The sequence below is a fragment of the Streptomyces sp. NPDC006140 genome, assembly GCF_040628815.1.
Lineage (GTDB): Bacteria > Actinomycetota > Actinomycetes > Streptomycetales > Streptomycetaceae > Streptomyces.
Window position 1 is genome coordinate 673,725 of the sequence record NZ_JBEXTS010000001.1, and the last position, 22,465, is coordinate 696,189.

General features: G+C 70.7%; 18 protein-coding genes. 9 read left to right on the top strand and 9 right to left on the bottom strand.

Annotation, left to right across the window (positions count from 1 at the left end):
- Nucleotides 1-12: 12 nt before the first annotated feature.
- Complete coding sequence (locus ABZ386_RS03175; RefSeq protein WP_351332272.1) at nt 13-1,767, bottom strand: NAD+ synthase; 1,755 nt, start codon at nt 1,765-1,767, stop codon at nt 13-15.
- Between the two features lie 77 nt (nt 1,768-1,844).
- Nucleotides 1,845-3,785, bottom strand: a complete 1,941-nt coding sequence (locus ABZ386_RS03180; RefSeq protein ID WP_351332269.1) for a S53 family peptidase — start codon at nt 3,783-3,785, stop codon at nt 1,845-1,847.
- Here ABZ386_RS03180 and ABZ386_RS03185 point away from each other — a divergent pair.
- The gene (locus tag ABZ386_RS03185; protein ID WP_351333043.1) at nt 3,745-3,933 is read left to right on the top strand and encodes a hypothetical protein; all 189 of its coding nucleotides are present in this window, start codon (nt 3,745-3,747) and stop codon (nt 3,931-3,933) included. The genes ABZ386_RS03180 and ABZ386_RS03185 overlap by 41 nt on opposite strands.
- A gap of 10 nt (nt 3,934-3,943) precedes the next feature.
- On the opposite strand, the gene ABZ386_RS03190 is transcribed toward ABZ386_RS03185, so the two are convergent.
- Nucleotides 3,944-4,564, bottom strand: a complete 621-nt coding sequence (locus ABZ386_RS03190; RefSeq protein ID WP_114251766.1) for a DUF305 domain-containing protein — start codon at nt 4,562-4,564, stop codon at nt 3,944-3,946.
- Entirely contained in the window at nt 4,561-5,226 is a 666-nt protein-coding gene (locus tag ABZ386_RS03195; RefSeq protein WP_355722265.1) for a DUF3105 domain-containing protein, read from the bottom strand. The genes ABZ386_RS03190 and ABZ386_RS03195 overlap by 4 nt, the downstream gene beginning before the upstream one ends.
- A gap of 183 nt (nt 5,227-5,409) precedes the next feature.
- On the opposite strand from ABZ386_RS03195, the gene ABZ386_RS03200 reads away from it, so the two are divergent.
- On the top strand, nt 5,410-5,859 hold the full coding sequence (locus ABZ386_RS03200) for an Rrf2 family transcriptional regulator (protein ID WP_356499690.1): 450 nt from the start codon (nt 5,410-5,412) through the stop codon (nt 5,857-5,859).
- A gap of 3 nt (nt 5,860-5,862) precedes the next feature.
- Here ABZ386_RS03200 and ABZ386_RS03205 read toward each other — a convergent pair whose 3' ends face one another.
- Nucleotides 5,863-7,050 (bottom strand): globin domain-containing protein, encoded by a 1,188-nt coding sequence (locus ABZ386_RS03205; protein WP_358963385.1) that lies wholly within the window; start codon nt 7,048-7,050, stop codon nt 5,863-5,865.
- A gap of 296 nt (nt 7,051-7,346) precedes the next feature.
- On the opposite strand from ABZ386_RS03205, the gene glnA reads away from it, so the two are divergent.
- Nucleotides 7,347-8,708, top strand: a complete 1,362-nt coding sequence (gene glnA, locus ABZ386_RS03210; RefSeq protein ID WP_114257364.1) for a type I glutamate--ammonia ligase — start codon at nt 7,347-7,349, stop codon at nt 8,706-8,708.
- Nucleotides 8,709-8,907: 199 nt separating this feature from the next.
- On the opposite strand, the gene ABZ386_RS03215 is transcribed toward glnA, so the two are convergent.
- The gene (locus tag ABZ386_RS03215) at nt 8,908-9,354 is read right to left on the bottom strand and encodes a VOC family protein (protein WP_114251757.1); all 447 of its coding nucleotides are present in this window, start codon (nt 9,352-9,354) and stop codon (nt 8,908-8,910) included.
- 22 nt (nt 9,355-9,376) lie between these two features.
- A complete protein-coding gene (locus ABZ386_RS03220; RefSeq protein WP_355722257.1) occupies nt 9,377-9,889 on the bottom strand; it encodes a pyridoxamine 5'-phosphate oxidase family protein in 513 nt (170 codons plus the stop codon).
- A 159-nt stretch (nt 9,890-10,048) separates the two neighbouring features.
- On the opposite strand from ABZ386_RS03220, the gene ABZ386_RS03225 reads away from it, so the two are divergent.
- Complete coding sequence (locus ABZ386_RS03225) at nt 10,049-13,057, top strand: bifunctional [glutamine synthetase] adenylyltransferase/[glutamine synthetase]-adenylyl-L-tyrosine phosphorylase (protein WP_358963388.1); 3,009 nt, start codon at nt 10,049-10,051, stop codon at nt 13,055-13,057.
- Nucleotides 13,058-13,171: 114 nt separating this feature from the next.
- On the opposite strand, the gene ABZ386_RS03230 is transcribed toward ABZ386_RS03225, so the two are convergent.
- Nucleotides 13,172-14,038: a phosphatase PAP2 family protein gene (locus ABZ386_RS03230; protein WP_355724744.1), complete on the bottom strand. Its 867-nt coding sequence runs from the start codon at nt 14,036-14,038 to the stop codon at nt 13,172-13,174.
- Nucleotides 14,039-14,207: 169 nt separating this feature from the next.
- On the bottom strand, nt 14,208-15,251 hold the full coding sequence (locus ABZ386_RS03235) for a LacI family DNA-binding transcriptional regulator (RefSeq protein ID WP_114251750.1): 1,044 nt from the start codon (nt 15,249-15,251) through the stop codon (nt 14,208-14,210).
- A gap of 389 nt (nt 15,252-15,640) precedes the next feature.
- Between ABZ386_RS03235 and ABZ386_RS03240 the strand changes: the two genes are divergently transcribed.
- The 5 genes from ABZ386_RS03240 to ABZ386_RS03260 all read left to right on the top strand — a co-directional run bounded on the left by ABZ386_RS03240 (nt 15,641) and on the right by ABZ386_RS03260 (nt 22,332).
- On the top strand, nt 15,641-16,909 hold the full coding sequence (locus ABZ386_RS03240; RefSeq protein WP_351332246.1) for an extracellular solute-binding protein: 1,269 nt from the start codon (nt 15,641-15,643) through the stop codon (nt 16,907-16,909).
- A 123-nt stretch (nt 16,910-17,032) separates the two neighbouring features.
- Entirely contained in the window at nt 17,033-18,037 is a 1,005-nt protein-coding gene (locus tag ABZ386_RS03245) for a sugar ABC transporter permease (protein ID WP_351332243.1), read from the top strand.
- 14 nt (nt 18,038-18,051) lie between these two features.
- A complete protein-coding gene (locus ABZ386_RS03250; RefSeq protein WP_351332240.1) occupies nt 18,052-18,960 on the top strand; it encodes an ABC transporter permease subunit in 909 nt (302 codons plus the stop codon).
- Nucleotides 18,961-19,131: 171 nt separating this feature from the next.
- Entirely contained in the window at nt 19,132-20,808 is a 1,677-nt protein-coding gene (locus tag ABZ386_RS03255; RefSeq protein ID WP_351332995.1) for a glycoside hydrolase family 13 protein, read from the top strand.
- A 147-nt stretch (nt 20,809-20,955) separates the two neighbouring features.
- On the top strand, nt 20,956-22,332 hold the full coding sequence (locus ABZ386_RS03260; RefSeq protein WP_358963390.1) for an alpha-amylase family protein: 1,377 nt from the start codon (nt 20,956-20,958) through the stop codon (nt 22,330-22,332).
- The last annotated feature ends 133 nt before the right edge of the window (nt 22,333-22,465 follow it).

The following is a 22,465-nucleotide window of genomic DNA, read 5'->3' on the forward strand; positions in this document are numbered from 1 at the left end:
ACCTCGGACCCGTCAGACCGACTCCCGCCAGCCGTTCGTGATCGGCAGCCGCCGGTCCTTGCCGAAGCCCTTCGGGGAGATCTTCGTGCCCGGCGGGTACTGGCGCCGCTTGTACTCGGCCGTGTCGACCATGCGCAGCGTCTTCGCGACCAGCTCCCGGTCGTAGCCGGCCGCCACGATCTCGTCCGCGCCCCGGTCGCGGTCGACGTACAGCTCCAGGAGCGCGTCCAGCACCGGGTAGTCCGGCAGCGAGTCCGTGTCGACCTGGCCCGGGCGGAGTTCCGCGCTCGGGGGCTTGGTGATGGAGTTCTCGGGGATCGGCGGGGTCTGGCCGCGTTCCCGGGCGGCCCGGTTGCGCCACTCGGCCAGGCGGAAGACCGACGTCTTGTAGACGTCCTTGATGGGGCCGTACGCGCCGACGGAGTCGCCGTAGAGCGTCGAGTAGCCGACCGCCAGTTCCGACTTGTTGCCGGGGGCCAGGACGATGTGACCCTCCTGGTTGGAGATCGCCATGAGCAGCGTGCCGCGCAGGCGCGACTGGAGGTTCTCCTCCGCCAGGCCCGTCAGGCCCAGCGAGCCCATGTACGCGTCGAACATCGGCTCGATGGCGACCGTGCGGTAGTTCAGGCCCGTGCGGCGGGCCAGCTCGGCGGCGTCGTCCTTGGAGTGGTCCGAGGAGTACTTCGACGGCATCGACACGCCGTACACGTTCTGCGCGCCCAGCGCGTCGCACGCGATCGCCGCGACCAGCGAGGAGTCGATGCCGCCCGACAGGCCGATCAGGACGGACGTGAAGCCGTTCTTCGCGACGTACGCCCGCAGGCCCACGACCAGCGCCGAGTAGATCTCCTCGTCGTCGTCCAGGCGCTCCGCGTAGCCGCCCGTCAGCTCGGGCTCGTACGCGGGCAGCGGCTCCTCCGACAGCACCACGCGGTCGATGCGCAGACCGTCGTCGACCACGCCCGTCGGGGCGTCCGCGGCCGCCGCCGGCAGGTCCAGGTCCAGGACCACGCAGCCCTCGGCGAACTGCGGCGCCCGCGCCACGACCTCGCCGTCCTTGTCGACGACGATGGAGTCGCCGTCGAAGACCAGCTCGTCCTGGCCGCCGATCATGGCGAGGTACGCCGTGGTGCAGCCGGCCTCCTGGGCCCGCTTGCGGACCAGCTCCAGGCGCGTGTCGTCCTTGTCGCGCTCGTAGGGGGAGGCGTTGATCGAGAGCAGCAGGCCCGCCTTCGCCGAACGGGCGGCGGGGACGCGGCCGCCGTCCTGCCAGAGGTCCTCGCAGATGGCGAGGGCGACGTCCACGCCGTGGACGCGCAGGACCGGCATGCTGTCGCCGGGCACGAAGTAGCGGAACTCGTCGAAGACGCCGTAGTTCGGCAGGTGGTGCTTGGCGAAGTTCAGGACCACCTCGCCGCGGTACAGCACCGCGCCCGCGTTCTGCGGAGCGCCGGCCGGCTGGCCGTACTTCGGCTGCGCGGTCTCGCAGCGGTCGAGGTAGCCGACGACGACCGGCAGCTCACCGAAGCCCTCGGCGGCCAGGCGGGCGGCGAGACTCCTGAGCGCCGCGCGGGAGGCCTCCACGAAGGACGACCTGAGGGCCAGGTCCTCGACGGGGTACCCGGTCAGCACCATCTCCGGGAACGCGACGAGATGCGCTCCCTGCTCGGCGGAGTGCCGGGTCCAGCGGACGATCGACTCCGCGTTCCCGGCGAGGTCGCCGACGCTCGAGTCGATCTGGTTCAGGGCGAGACGTAGTTGAGGCACGGGCCCAGTGTAATCGTCAGAGCGACGCAATGGGGTGGTGTGGGTCACCCCACACCACCCCGATCCCCTTGCGGTGGTCAGCGGCGCCGGTACGACTCGACGTAACCGTTCGCGGGCGTGCCCACGCCGGTGACGTCGTCGTAGCCCTTGACGGCCTTCAGCGAGCTGTCCTTGCCCAGGCTGCGCACGGACGTGTCGAGACCGCCCGTCGCGTCGTAGCCGTTGTGGTAGTCGACCCGTGCCACGGCGAGACCCTTGCCCGTCGGGTTGTCGGTGACGTCGTGGTAGACCTTCGAGCCGTACTTGGCGTAGATCGCCGGGTTGGCGAAGCCGATCGCCTTGCCGCGGGCCTCCTGGGCGAGGGCCTGGATGGCAGCGACGGTCGGCGCGGCGAGCGAGGTGCCGCCGATGCGGTACTCGCTGTACGCCTGTGTCTTCCCGTCGGGCAGGGTCTGCGTCTGCCCCACCAGGAAGCCGGTGTTCGGGTCGGCGATGGCCGCGATGTCCGGGACGACCCGGTTGCCGCCCGCGCTGTTGGCCTTCGCCAGCGCGTCCGGCACCACACCCTGCTGGTAGGAGGGCTCGGCGACCGTCTTGCTGGTGCCGCCGCCCGCGCCGGAGGTGAAGGCGCCGGGGAAGTCCGTCCAGCTCTTGCCGTCGGCCGACAGGGTCGCCTTCTCGGTGCCCCAGCCGGTCTCCCACAGGTAGGTGTCGTTCTTGCCGACGGCCAGCGAGGTGCCGCCGACGGCGGTGACCCACGCCGAGTCGGCCGGGAGGTCGACCTGCTTCGTCCCGGAGCTGGCGACCTCGTCGCCGTTGTCACCGGAGGAGAAGTAGAAGCCGATGCCCTCGACCGCGCCCAGCTGGAACACCTGGTCGTAGGCGGCCGCGAGGTCGGGGGTCTGGGCGGCCTCCACCTCGCCCCAGGAGTTGGAGACGATGTCGGCCAGGTGGTTGTCGACGACCTTGCCGAGCGCGTCGAGCAGGTCGCCGTCCGTGCAGGACGCGGCGCCCACGTACGTGACGTCCGCGGCCGGGGCGACCGCGTGCACGGCCTCGACGTCCAGGGTCTCCTCGCCGTACCAGCCGGCGGCCGAGCAGTCCTTGGTGTACCGGTACTGGTCCGGCAGCACCTGGTGCAGCTGGCCCGTCTTCCACGCCGCGTCGCCGTTGCGCTTGGCGTAGGTGCCGGCGTCGTAGGCGATCGTCGGCGAGGCGTACGCGTCGGTGATGGCCACCCGGACGCCCTTGCCGGTGCGCTTGCCCGCGCCGTAGGCGGCCCGCAGCTGCTTGCCGGTGTAGCCCTTGACCACGTACGGGATCTTCGTGCCGTACGCGTCCGGCAGCGTGGTCGCGGTCTTCGAGCCGTAGTACGAGGAGAACGGCCCGGCGTTGCGGAACACGGTCTCCGGCGGCGGCAGTTGGTCGTCATGCTTGACCATGTGCGGAGCGTTGTCCAGGCCGGTCACGGTCAGCACGGTGCCGGCCAGCTCCGCCGGCACGGAGGCGGTGCTCGCCGGTGCGCGGTAGGTCTTCGAGCCCTTGGCGAAGTCGTGCAGCTGGGTGCCGAACGCCTTCTCGACGGCGGCCACGTCACCGGTGACGGAGACGTAGTGCTTCGTGACGGCGGTGACCTTCAGGCCCGCCCCCGTCAGCCAGGCCTTCACGGCGGCCACCTGAGCCTCGGTCGCGCCGAAGCGGGCCTGGGCCTGCTTGGCGGTCAGGTACTTGCCGTACGAGGCCGACTCCGGGTCGGAGACGGCCTTCGCGTACGCGGCGAGGCCGGCGGCGTCCCGGCCCTGGAGATAGACCCGGGCCGACATCTGAGCGCCGTCGGAGGCGGCGCCCTTGTCGGCCCTGGCCGTGGCCCACGTGGGCTTGGTCCCGGCCAGCAGGTCGCGGAGCGGGTGGTCGGCCGCCTGTGCCGCGGGTATACCGAGCGCCAGCGCGCCGGCGAGCATCGGCAGAGTCACTGCCATGCTCACCCCGGCGCGCACCGTGGCGCGGTTGGATCTCATGGAACCCCCTGTGCGGTTCGTCGCGAGTGGATCACTCGACGATCGCCACTCTTTCGACGAACCGTTCATGCAAGGGGAATGCGAAACCCAAGAAGCGTTCTACCGAGGCCAAGAAGACCCCAAGAAGCCGCTGGCAAAGGCGATTTGAGGCTTACGCCCTAGGAGCGCGGCGCGGCGCCCCGGGCCTTGAGCAGGTCCGTCATCAGGCCGATCTCCGACTGCTGCGCGTCCACCATGCCCTGCGCGAGCCGCTTCTCCACGCCGACCCGGCACTTCCGCACGCAGCCCTCGGCCATGTGGATGCCGCCCTTGTGATGGTCCGTCATCAACTGGAGGTAGTAGACCTCCGCCTGCTTCCCGCTGAGCTCGCCGAGCTTCTTCATCTCGGTGTTGGTCGCCATGCCCGGCATCAGCGCGCCGTCCTTGCCGGAGGCCATGTCGCCCATGCCCATCCAGGTCATCGGCGGTTCGGAGGACACCTTGGGCAGGCCCCACAGGTCGAGCCAGCCCAGCATCATGCCGCGCTGGTTGGCCTGCGTCTGCGCGATGTCGTACGCGAGGCGCCGCACCTCCTCGTCCTTCGTGCGGTCGCGCACGATGTACGACATCTCCACGGCCTGCTGGTGGTGCACCGCCATGTCCCGCGCGAACCCGGCGTCTGCGGACTCGGCGGAGGGGGTCGTGGTGCCGCCGTCGTCCCCGGCGACGGCGTAGGTGATCGCGCCGGCCGCGACGAGCGCCGCCGCCGCGGCCCCGGCGATCAGAGCCACGTGCCTCACTGCGAGAGCCCGTTCGTGCAGGCGGCACCCGGCTCGGGCGTCTGCTCGCCCTGGACGAACTTCTCGAAGAACTTGTCGACGTTCGGGTCGTCGGCGCCCGTCACCGTGCGCTGGTGGCCCCACGCCGAGAGCATGATCGGGTCCTTCTGGTCGTCCATCGGGCTCATCAGCGTGTACGGCGTCTTCTTCACCTTCGCCGCGAGCGCGTCGACGTCGGACTTCTTCGCGTCGGCGTTGTACGTCACCCACACCGCGCCGTGCTCCAGCGAGTGCACGGCGTTGGTGTTGTTGATCTCCTTGGTGTAGACGTCGCCGTTGCAGTTCATCCACACCTGGTTGTGGTCGCCGCCGACCGGCGGCTCGGAGGCGTACTTCACGGCCTTGGTGACGTGGTTGCGGGAGAGCTTGCCCTCCCAGGTCTTCACGCCGTCCTTGCCGGTGACGAACTTGCCCTTGCCCGAGGAGTCGCTCGCCGCGGTGTCACTGCCCTTGTCGTCCTGGGACCGCACGAGCACGACGCCGCCGGCGACCAGGCCGCCGACGATCACGACGCTGGCCACGATGGTGAGGATCCGGTTGCGGCGCTCACGGGCCTGCTCGGCGCGCCGCATCTCCTCTATTCGCGCCTTGCGTGCCGTGCTGCTCTTCTTGGCCGAGCCCATGAGGTGTCCTTCGAGGGGAAAGTGACGGTCGGGTGGGCTGATCGTAATGGGAGAGGCGGGGCGTCTCGTAGGGCGGCCGCGGGAATGGGCCGAATCGATACGGCACCGACAGCTCCCCGACAGCTCGGAAAGTCAGGGTCCGGATAATTTGAACCGGGGATTCGCATTACCTACGCTGCGGGCATGCGGCTGCTGCGCTCCACCGACCTGGCCCTGCGGGTCCTGATGCGGCTCGCCGTCGCGGGCGAGTCGAGTCCGACGACCCGGGAGGTCGCCGAGGGCATGGGCGTGCCCTACACCCACCTGGCGAAGGTGGTCGCCGAGCTCCAGCACATGGGCCTGCTCGCGGCCCGGCGCGGCCGCGGCGGCGGCCTCACCCTCACCGAGCGGGGCCGGACGGCCTCGGTGGGCGCCGTGGTCCGCGCCTTCGAGGGCGACGGCGACGTCGTCGACTGCGAGGGCCCCGTCCCCTGCCCCCTGAACTCCGCCTGCCGGCTGCGCGGCGCCCTGCGCCGGGCCCAGGAGGCGTTCTTCGCCTCCCTGGACCCGGTCACGGTGGCGGACATCGTGGCGGAGCCGACCGGTGCGCTGCTGCTGGGGATCGCGGGGCAGCCCGGCCCCCGGCCCACCTGACTCTCAGACCTGTCCCGCCGGCCAGAGGTCCGGCCCGAAGACCTCGTAGTGGATGTCGGCCGGTGCCACGCCCCCGGCGATCAGCCGGGACCGGACCGCGCGCATGAAGGGCAGCGGGCCGCACAGGTACGCGCGCGTGCCCGGGGCGAGCGGGACACCGGTGAGGTCGACCAGCCCGGAGCGGGCCCCGGAGGGGGCGTCCTGCTCATACCAGAGGTGGACGGCCGAGTCCGGCAGCTTGGCGGCGTAGGTCTCGAGGTCGGCGCGCAGGGCGTGCGTGGCGGGTGAGCGGTCGCCGTGGACGACGGTGACCGGGGCGCGGTGGCCCGAGTCGGCGAGGTGGGCCAGCATCGCGGTGATCGGGGTGATGCCGATGCCCGCCGAGGCCAGCAGCAGGGGCGTGTCGGGGCCGGCGTCCAGGACGAGGTCGCCGTACGGCTCGGACAGCTGAAGGACGTCGCCCACCCGCACGCGCGCGTGGAGGTGGTTCGAGACCTCGCCGTCGGGGGTGCCGCCGCCCCGCACGCGTTTGACGCTGATCTGCCTCAGGGCCGGGCCGGGCGCCCCGGAGAGGCTGTACTGCCGTATCTGGCGGGCGCCGTCCGGGAGGGCGACGCGGACGGAGACGTACTGGCCGGCGAGGAACTCCCGCACCGGACCGCCGTCGGCGGGCCGCAGCCGGAACGTGGCGACGTCCGGGGTCTCGGCGACCCGCTCGACGACCTCCCAGGGCCGCCAGACGGGGCCGCCGCGCTCATCGCCGAGCCGCTTCTCGACGGCGATCAGGGCGTTCGCCATCAGCCAGTAGACCTCGTCCCAGGCGGCGGCGACCTCGGGGGTGACGGCGTCGCCCAGCACGTCGGCGATGGCGGCGAACAGGTACTCGTGGACGATGCCGTACTGCTCGGGCGTGACGCCGAGCGAGGCGTGCTTGTGGGCGATGCGGTGCAGCATCGCGTCCGGCCGCTGCTCCGGATGGTCCAGCAGGTGCGTGGCGAAGGCGGCTATGGAACCGGCGAGCGCCTGCCGCTGGGTGCCGGAGGCCTGGTTGCCCCGGTTGAACAGGTCGCGCAGCAGTTCGGGACGGGCCGCGAACAGTCCGGCGTAGAAGCGCTCGGTGATCGTTCCGAGGGCCGCGCCGACGGCGGGGAGGGTGGCGCGGACGGTGGTGGCGGACTGCTCGGACAGCATCGGGGGCTCCTCCATGCTCGGCTGCCGCGCACGCTATTTAAAGTTGCATCTGAGATGCAAATTAAGTGGGCGGGGCAGCGGCGGGGACCGGCCGTTACGGATGTCGGTGCGAGCAGGCACTATGGGCGGAAGAGCAGTTCACCCGCCGTACGTGAGGCGTTCGACCCCGGGTCGGCCGGGCGATCATGGTGCGCAACGCGTACGAAATGGTGGTGTGGTGGGATGCTCAGGTGCCCGACCGCCTCCCGTGGTACGGAAGACAGGCGGCCTGACCAGCAAGGATGGGGAAGCGGAAGATGGACAAGCAGCAGGAGTTCGTGCTCCGGACCTTGGAGGAGCGCGACATCCGGTTCGTACGCCTGTGGTTCACGGACGTGCTGGGCTTCCTCAAGTCCGTCGCCGTGGCCCCGGCCGAACTGGAACAGGCCTTCGACGAGGGCATCGGCTTCGACGGCTCCGCGATCGAGGGCTTCGCCCGGGTCTACGAGTCCGACATGATCGCCAAGCCGGACCCGTCGACCTTCCAGATCCTGCCCTGGCGCGCGGAGGCCCCGGGTACGGCGCGCATGTTCTGCGACATCCTCATGCCGGACGGCTCCCCGTCCTTCGCCGACCCGCGCTACGTGCTCAAGCGCGCCCTGGCCCGCGCCTCCGACCTGGGCTTCACGTTCTACACGCACCCGGAGATCGAGTTCTTCCTGCTGAAGGACCGCCCGCTGGACGGCTCCCGCCCGACCCCGGCCGACAACTCCGGCTACTTCGACCACACCCCGACCAACGTCGGCATGGACTTCCGCCGCCAGGCGATCACGATGCTGGAGTCGATGGGCATCTCGGTCGAGTTCTCCCACCACGAGGGCGCGCCCGGCCAGCAGGAGATCGACCTGCGCTACGCCGACGCGCTCTCCACGGCCGACAACGTCATGACGTTCCGCCTGGTCATGAAGCAGGTGGCACTGGAGCAGGGCGTGCACGCGACGTTCATGCCGAAGCCGTTCTCCGAGCACCCGGGCAGCGGTATGCACACGCACCTGTCCCTCTTCGAGGGCGACCGCAACGCCTTCTACGAGTCCGGCTCGGAGTACCAGCTGTCCAAGGTGGGCCGCTCCTTCATCGCGGGCCTGCTGCGGCACGCGGCGGAGATCTCCGCCGTCACCAACCAGTGGGTCAACTCCTACAAGCGCATCTGGGGCGGCGCGGAGCGCACGGCGGGCGCGGGCGGCGAGGCGCCGTCGTACATCTGCTGGGGCCACAACAACCGCTCGGCCCTGGTCCGCGTCCCGATGTACAAGCCCGGCAAGACCGGCTCGGCCCGGGTCGAGGTCCGCTCCCTCGACTCCGGCGCGAACCCGTACCTGGCCTACGCCGTCCTCCTGGCCGCCGGCCTGAAGGGCATCGAGGAGGGCTACGAACTCCCGCCGGGCGCGGAGGACGACGTCTGGGCCCTCTCCGACGCCGAGCGCCGCGCGATGGGCATCGAGCCGCTCCCGCAGAACCTCGGCGAGGCGCTGACCCTGATGGAACGCAGCGACCTGGTCGCCGAGACCCTCGGCGAACACGTCTTCGACTTCTTCCTGCGGAACAAGCGGCAGGAGTGGGAGGAGTACCGCAGCGAGGTCACGGCGTTCGAACTGCGGAAGAACCTTCCGGCGCTGTAAGCACAGGACAGGTCAGGCGGGCTTCCCGCTGATTACCCGCACGGGGCCGACGGTCGCCGACCGCCGGCCCCGACGGGCGGCTCTCCTGCGCCTCCGCGGCCTCCGCCGGCACCCGCCGCGGCTCGGCCACCTCCGGTTCCAGCCGCTCGATGCAGGAGCCCAGGGACCCGTTGCCGGCCGCCGCGCCTCCTCCCGGGGATCAGCCCTGCTGCCGCTTCAGCGTCGCCAGCAGTTCGTGGAGCGGTTCCGTCGCCCGTCGCCGGTACTCCTGGACCGCCCACCCGTTGCCGTCCGGGTCCCGGAAGTGCATGAACGTGGCGCCGTCGTCCGGTGCGTACTGGACCGGCTCCGAGACGTCGAGGCCCCGGGCGACCAGCTCCGCGTGGGCCGCCTTGATGTCGGCGACACACAGCTGCAGGCCCTGGTAGGAGCCGGGGGCGGGGGTGGGACCCGGGGTCATCTGCCAGATGGAGTCGCCGAGGGCGATCGAACAGCCGGAACCCGGAGGGGTCAGCTGGACGATCCGCATGCCGGGCATGACCTCCTGGTCGATGTCCACGTGGAAGCCGACCTTGTCCCGGTAGAAGTCCCGGGCCCGGTCGATGTCGGTGACGGGCAGCGGGACGACTTCGAGGGTGAAGTCCATGGCGTGACTCCTTCGTCAGGCATCAGGTGAACCGCCACCGCGTCTGGCTGAACGGCTCCCCCTTACCGAAGCCGAATACCGTGCGCGGCGCCACCGAGTAGACGGCCGCTCGCCCCGAGCCGTGGCGGAAATAGCCCTCCCGTACCTCGAAGTGCCAGACACTGCCGTACTTCGCCTCCCACGCCGCGGCCAGTTCGCGTAGCCGGGCGTCGTCGGTCACGCGCCTCGCCTCGCCCTCCACCACCAGGTCGTAGCCCTGGTCCCAGGTGTTCGTGCCGGTGGTGAGCACGACATGGGGGTTCTCCGCGAGGTTCCTCGCCTTGCGTTCCTCCGGGCCCGTGCAGAAGTGCAGGGCGCCGTCCGACCAGACCGCGGGCAGCGGGGTGACGTGCGGGCGGCCGTCCGGTCGTACCGTCGAGATCCAGAACAGCTCCGCCGCCGCGAGCCGCGCCTGCGCCTCCCGCCAGTCGGTGGCCTCGGCCGTCTCGTCGCTGTAGCGCCGGTCCAGGCGGGTTTCCGGGTGCATGGTGGTCATGAGCGTCCTCCCGACCTCTGTGCTCACAGATGCAGACCCCGTCCGCCCACCGAACTCATCGGCGCTTCCCCCGGGCCGTGCGGTTAGGCTCAAAGCCGTACGACCTTGATCCGATGCGAGTCCGATGCAAGTCCGAGGAAGAGTGCGAGGGAGGCCCGGATGACGGCGGCCCCGGGGCGCAGGAGCAGTACCTTCACGCGGCTGCTGCGGCACGGCTTCACCGACGCCTCCGCCGCCGAGCGGCTCCTGGACAGCGTCGAGCTCGCACCGCTGCGCGACGACCCGGTGCTGCTGGAGGCGCTCGGCGCGACCGCCGACCCCGATCTCGCGCTGCTCGGGCTGGTCCGGCTGCTGGAGGCCCAGCCGAACCCCGGCGCCCGCCGGGAACTGCTCGACACCCTGATCGCGGCCAAGCCGCTGCGCGACCGGCTGCTCGGCGTGCTCGGCGCCTCCACCGCCCTCGCCGACCACCTCACCCGCCACCCGGAGGACTGGCAGGCCCTCGTGACGTACGAGTCGCGGGACCTGCACCCCGGCGTGGAGGAGTTCGAGGCGGGACTGGCGGGGGCCACCGACCCGGTCTCCCTGCGCGTCGCCTACCGGCGCTGCCTGCTGTCCATCGCCGCCCGGGACGTGTGCGGCACGACCGGTGTCGCCGAGTCCGCCGCCGAACTGGCCGACCTCGCCACCGCCACCCTGCGCGCCGCCCTCGCCCTGGCCGAGGAGGCCGCGCCCGAGGACGCCGCGCTGTGCCGGCTCGCCGTCATCGCGATGGGCAAGTGCGGCGGCCACGAGCTGAACTACGTCTCCGACGTGGACGTCATCTTCGTCGGGGAGGCCGCCGAGGGGGCCGACGAGACCAAGGCGATCCGCGCCGCGACCCGGCTCGCCTCGCACATGATGCGGATCTGCTCGGAGACGACGGTCGAGGGCTCCATCTGGCCCGTGGACGCCAACCTCCGCCCCGAGGGCAGGAACGGCCCGCTCGTGCGGACCCTCTCCAGCCACCTCGCCTACTACCAGCGCTGGGCGAAGACCTGGGAGTTCCAGGCGCTGCTCAAGGCCCGCCCGGTGGCCGGCGACCTCGACCTCGGCGAGGAGTATGTCGCCGCCGTCCAGCCGCTGGTGTGGAAGGCCGCCGAGCGCGAGAACTTCGTCGCCGACGTGCAGAAGATGCGCCGCCGGGTCGTGGAGAACATCCCCGCCGCCGAGGTCGACCGCCAACTGAAGCTGGGCCCCGGCGGCCTGCGGGACGTCGAGTTCGCCGTGCAGCTGCTCCAGCTGGTGCACGGCCGCGCCGACACCTCGCTGCGCAGCGGCACCACCCTCGACGCGCTCAAGGCCCTCGCCGCAGGCGGCTACGTGGGCCGGGCCGACGCCGCCCAGCTCGACGAGGCGTACCGCTTCCTGCGCTCCATGGAGCACCGCATCCAGCTGTTCCGGCTGCGGCGCACCCACCTCGTCCCGGAGGACGAGGCCGAGCTGCGCCGCATCGGCCGCTCCCTGGGCCTGCGCGCCGACCCGGTCGCCGACCTGCACCGCGAGTGGCGCCGGCACGCCACCGTCGTACGGCGCCTGCACGAGAAGCTGTTCTACCGGCCGCTGCTCGACGCGGTCGCCCAGCTCGCCACCGGCGAGGCCCGGCTGAGCGCCGAGGCGGCCCGGGAGCGCCTGGTCGCCCTCGGCTACGACGATCCGGCCTCCGCGCTGCGCCACCTGGAGGCGCTGGCCTCCGGCGTCACCCGCAAGGCCGCCATCCAGCGCACCCTGCTGCCCGTCATGCTGGGCTGGTTCGCCGACTCGGCCGATCCGGACGCGGGCCTGCTCAACTTCCGCAAGGTGTCGGACGCGCTCGGCAAGACGCCCTGGTACCTGCGCCTGCTGCGGGACGAGGGCGCCGCCGCGCAGAACCTCGCCCGGGTGCTGTCCGCCGGCCGCCTCGCGCCGGACCTGCTGATGCGCGCCCCGGAGGCGGTCGCGCTGCTCGGCGACGGGGACGGCGGCGGTCTGGAACCCCGGTCCCGCGCCCACCTGGAGCAGGAGATACTCGCCGCCGTGAACCGGGCCGACGGAGCCGCCCAGGCGGTCACGGCCGCCCGTGGTGTGCGCCGCCGCGAACTGTTCCGTACGGCCGCCGTCGACATCGTCGGCTCCTACGGCACCGAGGAGCAGCCCGCCGAGGCCGACCAGGGCGCCCTGGTGGACCGGGTCGGGGCGGCGGTGTCGGACCTGACCGCGGCGACGCTGGCCGGCACGCTCCGCGCGGTCGTCCGGGACGGCTGGGGCGAGGACCTGCCCACCCGGTTCGCGATCATCGGCATGGGCCGGTTCGGCGGCCACGAACTGGGCTACGGCTCCGACGCGGACGTGCTGTTCGTGCACGAGCCGCGCGACGGCGTCGAGGAGCGGGAGGCCTCCCAGGCGGCCGGCAAGGTCGTCTCCGAGATGCGCCGCCTGCTCCAGCTCCCCAGCGCCGACCCGCCCCTGCTCATCGACGCCGACCTGCGCCCGGAGGGCAAGTCCGGGCCGCTCGTGCGCACACTCACGTCGTACGAGGCGTACTACCGCCGGTGGTCGCTGACGTGGGAGTCGCACGCGCTGCTGCGGGCGGCACCCGTCGCCGGGGACGAGGATCTGGGCCGCCGCTTCATCGAGCTGATCGACCCGCTGCGCTATCCGGCGGACGGGCTCGCCGACGAGGCCGTGCGGGAGATCCGGCGGCTTAAGGCCCGGATGGAGTCCGAGCGGCTGCCGCGCGGGGCCGACCCGAAACTGCACGCCAAGCTCGGTCCGGGCGGCCTGTCCGACGTGGAGTGGACCGTCCAGCTGCTGCAGCTGCGGCACGGCTCGGCGGAGCCGGGTCTGCGCACCACCCGCACCCGCGAGGCCCTGGCGGCCGCCCGCGCGGCCGGGCTCATCACGGACGAGGACGCGGCGATCCTGGACGAGGCCTGGGTCCTCGCGACCCGCGTCCGCAACGCGGTGATGCTGGTCCGCGGCCGGGCCGGGGACACGTTCCCCACGGACTCCCGTGAACTGGCCGCCGTGGGGCGGTACCTGGGCTACGGCCCGGGCCACGTCGGCGACATGCTCGACGCGTACCGGCGGACGGCCCGCCGGGCGCGGGCCGTGGTGGAGGAGCTGTTCTACGGGGTGGCCGAACGCTGATCCCGGTCCCTGAGGCCAGGCCCGGTCCCTGAGCTCGCGGGCGTGCGCCAGGAACGCCGTCGGTGTGCATCGCGGGGCGTGAGTCACTGCCGGTGCCGGTGGGACAGCGGCGGATCAGGCCCTGGTCGGCAACAGCGGCCGGCCCGTCCCGCGCGCTCGCGCCGGCACCCGCTGCGGCAGTGCGTACGGCTGCCTGCCGTACCAGACCGTCGCCACCGCGAACCCGAAGGCCAGGCACAGCATGCCGCCCACCGCGTCGAGCCAGAAGTGATTGGCCGTCGCGACGATCACCACCAGCGTCAGCGCCGGGTACAGCAGGCCCAGCACCCGCACCCAGGGGATCGACGCCAGGGCGAAGATCGTCAGGCCGCACCACACGGACCAGCCGATGTGCATCGACGGCATCGCCGCGTACTGGTTGGACATGTGCTTCAGGTCGCCGGACGCCATCGACCCCCAGGTCTGGTGGACCATGACCGTGTCGATGAAGTCGCCGCCGTTCATCAGCCGCGGGGGCGCCAGCGGATACAGGTAGTAGCCGACCAGGGCGACGGCGGTCGTCGCGAACAGCACCAGGCGGGTGGCCGCGTAACGGCCGGGATGGCGACGGTACAGCCACACGAGCACACCCAGCGTGACCACGAAGTGGAGCGTCGCGTAGTAGTAGTTCATGCCGATGATCAGCCAAGTCACCGAGTTCACGGCGTGGTTGACGGACTGCTCGACGGCGATGCCCAGATGCTGTTCGGCCTTCCAGATCCAGTCGGCGTTGCGCAGGGCCTCGGCCTTCTGCTCGGGCACGGCGTTGCGGACGAGCGAGTACGTCCAGTAACTCACCGCGATCAGCAGGATCTCGAACCAGAAGCGGGGCCGGCGCGGGGTGCGCAGCCGGCGCAGGGGACCCGGCCCCGTCTCGGCCGCGACGGGGTGCGGAATGGCCGCTTCCCGGCCTTCCGGCGTCGTCACGGTCGTGTCACCCATAGGCACAAAGTCTGCCAGAAAAGCCCTGTCTCACCGATCATCCTCCGGTCTGGTCCGGACCGCATGTTCTACGGCGGAACGACCCCTTCCCCTCCTACCGGCGCAGGGCACGCGGGCGCGGCTCTCCACCCTGAGGACGAGACGGACGATTCAGGAGCGACCAGCTGATTCAGGAGCGTCCGCGATCCCCGCGGTCCCCGGGTGCCGAAGCGGTCGAACCGCGCACCACCAGTTCCGGCATGAACACGAACTCGCTGTGCGGAGCGGGCGTCCCGCCGATCTCCTCCAGCAGCGTGCGCACCGCCGCCTGGCCCATCGCCGGGACCGGCTTGCGGATCGTCGTCAGGGGCGGGTCCGTGAAGGCGATCAGCGGGGAGTCGTCGAAGCCGACCACGGAGATGTCCTTCGGGACGTCCAGGCCGCGCTGCCGCGCCGCCCGGATCGCGCCCAGCGCCATCATGTCGCTGGCGCACACCACGGCCGTGCAGTCCCGCTCGATCAGGGCGGTGGCGGCGGCCTGCCCGCCCTCCAGCGTGTACAGGGAGTGCTGCACCAGCTCCGACTCGACGGCCTCGGCGCCCAGGCCCAACTGGTCCTGCATCGCCCGTACGAAGCCCTCGATCTTGCGCTGCACGGGCACGAACCGCTTGGGCCCCAGGGCCAGCCCGATCCGCGTGTGCCCCAGGGACGCCAGGTGCGTGACCGCCAGGGTCATCGCGGCGCGGTCGTCGGGGGAGATGAACGGCGCCTGCACCTTCGGCGAGAAGCCGTCGACCAGGACGTAGGGCACGCCCTGTGCGCGCAGCCGGTCGTAGCGCTGCATGTCGGCGGTGGTGTCCGCGTGCAGCCCGGAGACGTAGATGATGCCGGCGACGCCGCGGTCCACGAGCATCTCGGTCAGCTCGTCCTCGGTCGAGCCGCCCGGGGTCTGGGTGGCCAGCACCGGCGTGTAGCCCTGCCGCGTCAGCGCCTGGCCGATGACCTGCGCCAGGGCCGGGAAGATCGGGTTCTCCAGCTCCGGGGTGATCAGGCCGACCAGGCCCTCACTGCGCTGCCGCAGCCGCACCGGGCGTTCGTAGCCCAGCACGTCGAGCGCGGCCAGCACGGACTGGCGGGTGGTGGCGGCGACGCCCGGCTTCCCGTTGAGGACGCGGCTGACGGTCGCTTCGCTCACCCCCGCCTGCAAAGCGATGTCCGCAAGCCGTGTGGTCACAGCACCGGACTGTAGCGGCCGGACTTCTGCTTGCACACCGACGGGACGCCGGGCACGGGCCGGCGCGCGGCCCGCTGCGGGTTGCTTGGTCATCGCGGTCCCTTGAGTCGTGTCGGCGTCCGCTCCGCAACGGATGATTCCCCCGGCGGAAACGGATGGCAAGTGCTTGCAAAGTCTTGCACAGCTGTCCGACTCCCCGCCGAGCAGCCGGAAATCAAGGCCCAAGGGCGATCGAGGGGAGGTCACGGCGGCATAACCATCCGCACCTCTTGCAACTTTTTGCTGCAAGGTCTTTCGCAAGTCGTTGAAGCGCGGCTAATCTCACCGACGCCCGGCGGCCAACGGCGCAGTCGGCAGCACGAAACGGGCTTCACCCTCAAGGAGAACTCATGCGGCGTGGCATAGCGGCCACCGCGCTGGTGGCGTCCCTCGCCCTGGCGGCGACGGCCTGCGGCGGAAGCGACAGCGGCGACGAGGCCGGCGGCCCGGTCACCATCACCTGGTGGGACACCTCCAACGCGACCAACGAGGCGCCGGCGTACCAGGCCCTGGTCAAGGAGTTCGAGGCCGCCCACAAGGACATCAAGGTCAACTACGTCAACGTCCCCTTCGACCAGGCGCAGAACAAGTTCGACACCGCCGCCGGTTCCAAGGGCGCCCCCGACGTGCTGCGCTCCGAGGTCGGCTGGACCCCCGCCTTCGCCAAGAAGGGCTTCTTCGCGCCGCTGGACGGCACCGAGGCCCTCGCCGAGCAGGACAAGTTCCAGCCCAGCCTGATCGAGCAGGCCAAGTACGAGGGCAAGACCTACGGCGTCCCCTTCACCACGGACACCCTGGCCCTCGTCTACAACAAGGCCCTGTTCAAGAAGGCCGGCGTCGAGGCCCCCAAGACCTGGGACGACCTGAAGAAGGCCGCCGCCACCATCAAGGACAAGACCGGCGTCGACGGCTACTGGGGCTCCACCCAGGCCTACTACGCCCAGGCCTTCCTCTACGGCGAGGGCACCGACACCGTCGACGTCGACGCCAAGAAGATCACCGTCACCTCGCCCGCGGCCAAGAAGGCCTACGGCACCTGGCAGAGCCTGTTCAAGGGCAAGGGCCTGCACAAGGCGGACACCACCGCCGACGCCTACGCCCACATCCAGGAGGCGTTCGTCAGCGGCAAGGTCGCCGCGATCATCCAGGGCCCCTGGGAGATCACGAACTTCTACAAGGGCTCGGCCTTCAAGGACAAGAACAACCTCGGCATCGCCACCGTCCCGGCCGGCTCCACCGGCAAGGCGGGCGCTCCGACCGGCGGCCACAACCTCTCGGTGTACGCGGGCTCGGACAAGGCCCACCAGGAGGCCTCGCTGAAGTTCGTGAAGTTCATGACCTCGGCCAAGGCCCAGGAGACCATCGCGCTGAAGAACTCCACGCTGCCCACGCGCGGGGACGCCTACACCGCCAAGGTCAAGACCGACCCCGGCATCGCCGGCTTCCAGGGTGTGCTGCCCGCCGCCCAGCCGCGCCCGGCCCTGCCCGAGTACAGCTCCCTGTGGACCCCGCTCGACGACGAGCTGCTGAAGATCGCGGGCGGCAAGGAGTCCCTCGACCAGGGCCTCGGCAACGCCGAGACCGCCATCGCCAAGCTGGTGCCGGACTACAGCAAGTGACCGCCGAGTGGCCGCCGGACCCCAGGTCGAGGGGGAGGGGATCCGGCGGCCACCGGCCCGCGCCTGCGCCCGGGGCCGGGCAGCCCTCCTTGACCTCCTTGAACTTCCAGAAGGTGTCGAACCATGACAGTCGCCATCGATCGAGCGACCGGCAAGCGGCGCGGTGAGCGGGAACCACGGCCCGGACCGGTGCAGCGGCTGAGGAACGGCCTGAACAAGCACTGGTACGCCTACGCGATGGTCGCCCCGGTGGCGATCGTCCTCGGCGTCCTCGTGCTGTACCCGCTGGGATACGGCCTGTACCTCACTCTCACCGACGCCACCAGCCTGAACACCGCCCGCACGATCGGCGTCAACGAGATCGACGCCACCTACAAGTTCATCGGCCTGGACAACTACGCCGACATCCTGTGGGGCCCGACGTCCTACGACCGCTTCTGGTCGCACTTCCTGTGGACGATCTTCTGGACGGCCGCCTGCGTCACCCTGCACTACGGCATCGGGCTCGGCCTCGCCCTGCTGCTCAATCAGAAGCTGCGCGGCCGCACCCTCTACCGCATGATCCTGGTGCTGCCCTGGGCGGTGCCGACCTTCGTCACCGTCTTCGGCTGGCGGTTCATGCTCGCCGACGGCGGCATCATCAACAGCTTCCTGGAATTCCTGCACCTGCCGACGCCGTCGTGGCTGGAGGACACCTTCTGGCAGCGGTTCTCCGCGATCATGGTCAACACCTGGTGCGGTGTGCCGTTCATGATGGTCTCGCTCCTCGGCGGCCTGCAGTCGATCGACGCGAGCCTCTACGAGGCCTCCGAGATGGACGGCGCGAGCGCCTGGCAGCGCTTCCGCTACGTGACCCTGCCCGGCCTGCGCTCGGTCAGCACCACGGTCGTCCTGCTCGGCGTCATCTGGACGTTCAACCAGTTCGCCATCATCTTCCTGCTGTTCGGCAACACCGCCCCCGACGCGCAGATCCTCGTCACCTGGGCCTACCACCTGGGCTTCGGGCAGCAGCCGCGCGACTACGCGCAGTCCGCCGCCTACGGGATCCTGCTGCTGTCCATCCTGATCGTCTTCACCTCCTTCTACCGCCGCTGGCTGAACCGCAACGACCAGCAGCTCGCGATCTGAGGCAGGAGTCCGAAATGAGTACGACCACCGTCGAGACCCCCGCCCCGCCGGCCGAGCGGCGCCCCGCGAAGGCCCCCGGCCGGACGCGCCGGCGCGGCGGGCAGAGCCGCGCGGCCTCCCTCGCCTCGCACGCCGTGCTGATCGTCGCCAGCCTGACCGCGCTCTTCCCGGTCGCCTGGCTGTTCTTCCTGTCCCTCGGACCGGACAAGGACGACTATCTGCATCCCGGGCGCATCTGGGGCAAGATGACGTTCGACAACTACGCGTTCGTCCTGCAGGACACCAGCTTCTTCGACTGGCTGAAGAGCACGCTGGTCGTGGTGCTGGGCACGACGCTCATCGGCGTCGTCGTCGCCGCGTCCACCGGCTACGCGGTCTCCCGCATGCGGTTCCCGGGCTACCGGAAGCTGATGTGGGCGCTGCTCGTCACCCAGATGTTCCCGATCGCGGTACTGATCGTGCCGATGTACCAGATCCTCTCGGATCTGCGGCTCATCGACAGCTACCTTGGTCTCATCCTTGTCAACTGCACCACGATCGTGCCGTACTGCGCCTGGCTGATGAAGGGCTATTTCGACACCATCCCGTTCGAGATCGACGAGGCCGGGCGCGTCGACGGGCTGACCCCCTTCGGCACGTTCGCGCGGCTGATCCTGCCGCTCGCCAAGCCGGGACTCGCGGTCGCGGCCTTCTACAGCTTCCTCACGGCCTTCGGTGAGGTCGCGTTCGCCTCGACGTTCCTGCTGAGCGACGACAAGTACACCTTCGCCGTCGGTCTGCAGACGTTCGTCAGCGAGCACGACGCGCAGCGGAACCTGATGGCCGCGACGGCTGTGCTGATCGCCATACCGGCTGCCCTGTTCTTCTACCTCGTGCAGAAGAACCTGGTGACCGGGCTCACCGCCGGCGGCACGAAGGGGTGACCTTTCGTCGAGTGACCGGCCGCGGCGCCGTCGTGGCCGGTCGCGCAGTTCCCCGCGCCCCCATGGGGCGCGGTGTGGCGGCCGCGGTGCCCATCCGACCCCGCTGTACCGCGGCCGCCCGAACCCACACACGCTGATATGACCACACCCCAGTTACGCATCAAGGACGACATGAGCCAGCACTCAGCTGCACCTGCCCCCACCCCCACCTCCGCCGTGGCCGTCGCCAAGCGCCGTGACTGGTGGCGGGACGCGGTGATCTACCAGGTGTACCCGCGCAGCTTCGCCGACAGCAACGGCGACGGCATGGGCGACCTGGAGGGTGTCCGCACCCGTCTGCCGTACCTGCGCGACCTCGGCGTGGACGCCGTGTGGCTCAGCCCCTTCTACGCCTCGCCGCAGGCCGACGCCGGCTACGACGTCGCCGACTACCGGGCCGTCGACCCCATGTTCGGCAACCTCCTGGACGCCGACGCGCTGATCCGGGACGCCCACGAGCTGGGCCTGAGGATCATCGTCGACCTCGTGCCCAACCACTCCTCCGACCAGCACGAGTGGTTCAAGCGGGCCGTCGCCGAGGGCCCGGGCTCCCCGCTGCGGGACCGCTACCACTTCCGCCCCGGCAAGGGAGAGAACGGCGAGCTGCCGCCCAACGACTGGGAGTCGATCTTCGGCGGCCCGGCCTGGACCCGCGTCCCGGACGGGGAGTGGTACCTGCACCTCTTCGCCCCCGAGCAGCCGGACTTCAACTGGGAGCACCCGGCGGTCGGCGACGAGTTCCGCTCCATCCTGCGCTTCTGGCTGGACATGGGCGTCGACGGCTTCCGTATCGATGTCGCCCATGGGCTGGTGAAGGCGGAGGGGCTCCCCGACCTTGGATCCCACGACCAGGTGAAGCTGCTGGGCAACGATGTCATGCCGTTCTTCGACCAGGACGGTGTGCACGAGATCTACCGGCAGTGGCGGCTCATCCTCGACGAGTACGCGGGTGAGCGCATCTTCGTCGCCGAGGCGTGGACGCCGACCATCGAGCGGACCGCGAACTACGTCCGCCCGGACGAGCTGCACCAGGCGTTCAACTTCCAGTACCTGAGCACCCACTGGGACGCCGAGGAGATGCGCCAGGTCATCGACCGTACCCTGGACGCCATGCGTCCGGTCGGCGCCCCTGCCACCTGGGTGCTGTCCAACCACGACGTCACCCGGCACGCCACCCGGTTCGCCAACCCGCCCGGCCTCGGCACCCAGATCCGCCTGGCCGGCGACCGGGAACTGGGCCTGCGCAGGGCCCGGGCCGCGACCCTGCTGATGCTGGCGCTGCCCGGCTCGGCCTACGTCTACCAGGGCGAGGAGCTGGGCCTGCCCGACGTGGTCGACCTGCCCGACGAGGTGCGCCAGGACCCGGCGTACTTCCGGGGCGCGGGCCAGGACGGCTTCCGCGACGGCTGCCGGGTGCCGATCCCCTGGACCAGGACCGGGCCGTCGTACGGCTTCGGCGACGGGGGCAGCTGGCTGCCGCAGCCGGAGAGCTGGGGCGAGTTGAGCGTCGAGGCGCAGACCGGCGTGCCCGGCTCGACGCTGGAGCTGTACCGGGCCGCGCTCGCCGTGCGCCGGGAGCAGCCCGACCTCGGCGCGGGCAGCTCCGTGGAGTGGCTGCGGGCGCCCGAGGGCGTGCTCGCCTTCCGGCGCGGGGAGTTCGTGTGCGTCGCGAACACCACCGGGGAGTCGGTGGCGATGCCGGCGTACGGCCGGGTGCTGGTCGCGAGCGGCGAGATCGTCCTGGTCGACGACGAGGCGAAGGTGCCCGGCGACACCACGGTGTGGTGGACCACCGCGACCGACGCCTGACGTCCGACGCCTGACGTCTGACGCCTGATTTTCCTTTGAATTCCGTACGGCCCGCTGCCCTTTCGGGCGGCGGGCCTTTACCATCTGCGTCACCGCAAGGTTTCTGAACCTTGCAGCAAAAGCCTTCAACGAAGAAGGAAACCCCACATGGCACGCAGATACCTCTCCGCCGCCGTCGCGCTCGCCGCGGCTGCGGTTGTCATGAACCCGACCGGTGCGCAGGCCTCCCCACCTGGCACCAAGGACGTCACCGCCGTCCTCTTCGAGTGGAAGTTCGCCTCCGTCGCCCGGGAGTGCACCACCACCCTCGGCCCCGCCGGCTACGGCTACGTCCAGGTCTCCCCGCCCGCCGAGCACATACAGGGCCCGCAGTGGTGGACCTCGTACCAGCCGGTCAGCTACAAGATCGCCGGCCGGCTCGGGGACCGCGCGGCCTTCCAGAACATGGTGAACACCTGCCACGCGGCCGGAGTGAAGGTCGTCGTGGACACGGTCATCAACCACATGTCGGCGGGCAGCGGCACCGGCACCGGCGGCTCGTCGTACACGAAGTACACCTACCCGGGCCTGTACTCGTCCTTCGACTTCGACGACTGCACGAGCCGGATCGGCAACAACTACCAGGACCGCTGGAACGTCCAGCACTGCGAACTCGTCGGCCTCGCCGACCTCGACACCGGCGAGAGCTACGTCCGCGGCGCCATCGCCGGGTACATGAACGACCTGCTCTCCCTCGGCGTCGACGGCTTCCGCATCGACGCGGCCAAGCACATGGACGCCGCCGACCTCGCGAACATCAAGTCCCGGCTGAGCAATCCGTCGGTGTACTGGAAGCAGGAGGTCATCCACGGCGCCGGCGAGGCCGTCCAGCCCACCGAGTACACCGGCAACGGCGACGTCCAGGAGTTCCGCTACGCCTACGACCTCAAGCGGGTCTTCACCAACGAGAACCTGGCCTACCTGAAGAACTACGGCGAGGGCTGGGGGTACCTGAACAGCGGCGTCTCGGGCGTCTTCGTCGACAACCACGACACCGAGCGCAACGGCTCCACGCTCAGCTACAAGGACAACGCCACCTACACCCTGGCCAACGTCTTCATGCTGGCCTGGCCCTACGGTGCCCCGGACATCAACTCCGGCTACGAGTTCACCGACCACGACGCCGGGCCGCCGGGCGGCGGCCAGGTCGACGCCTGCTGGCAGGACGGCTGGAAGTGCCAGCACAACTGGCCGGAGATCAAGTCCATGGTCGCCTTCCGCAACGCCACGCGGGGTGAGCCGGTCACCGGCTGGTGGGACAACGGCGGCGACGCCATCGCCTTCGGCCGGGGGAGCAAGGGCTTCGTGGCCATCAACCACGAGTCCGGCTCGCTGACCCGGACGTACCAGACCTCGCTGCCCGCCGGGACGTACTGCGACGTGCAGAGCAACTCGCCGGTGACGGTGAACGCGAGCGGGCAGTTCACGGCGACCCTGGGCTCGAACACGGCCCTGGCGATCCACGCGGGGAAGACCAACTGCTAGCCGGTGTCGCCCGGTTGCGGTGCGGACGGGATTGACGCTTCCGGAACGCTGCCCTACGTTCCCTCCCCAGTGGCAACTCCCTGAACGCTGTTCATCTCCTCGAACCATCGCCCCTCGGAACCCCGAGGGGCGA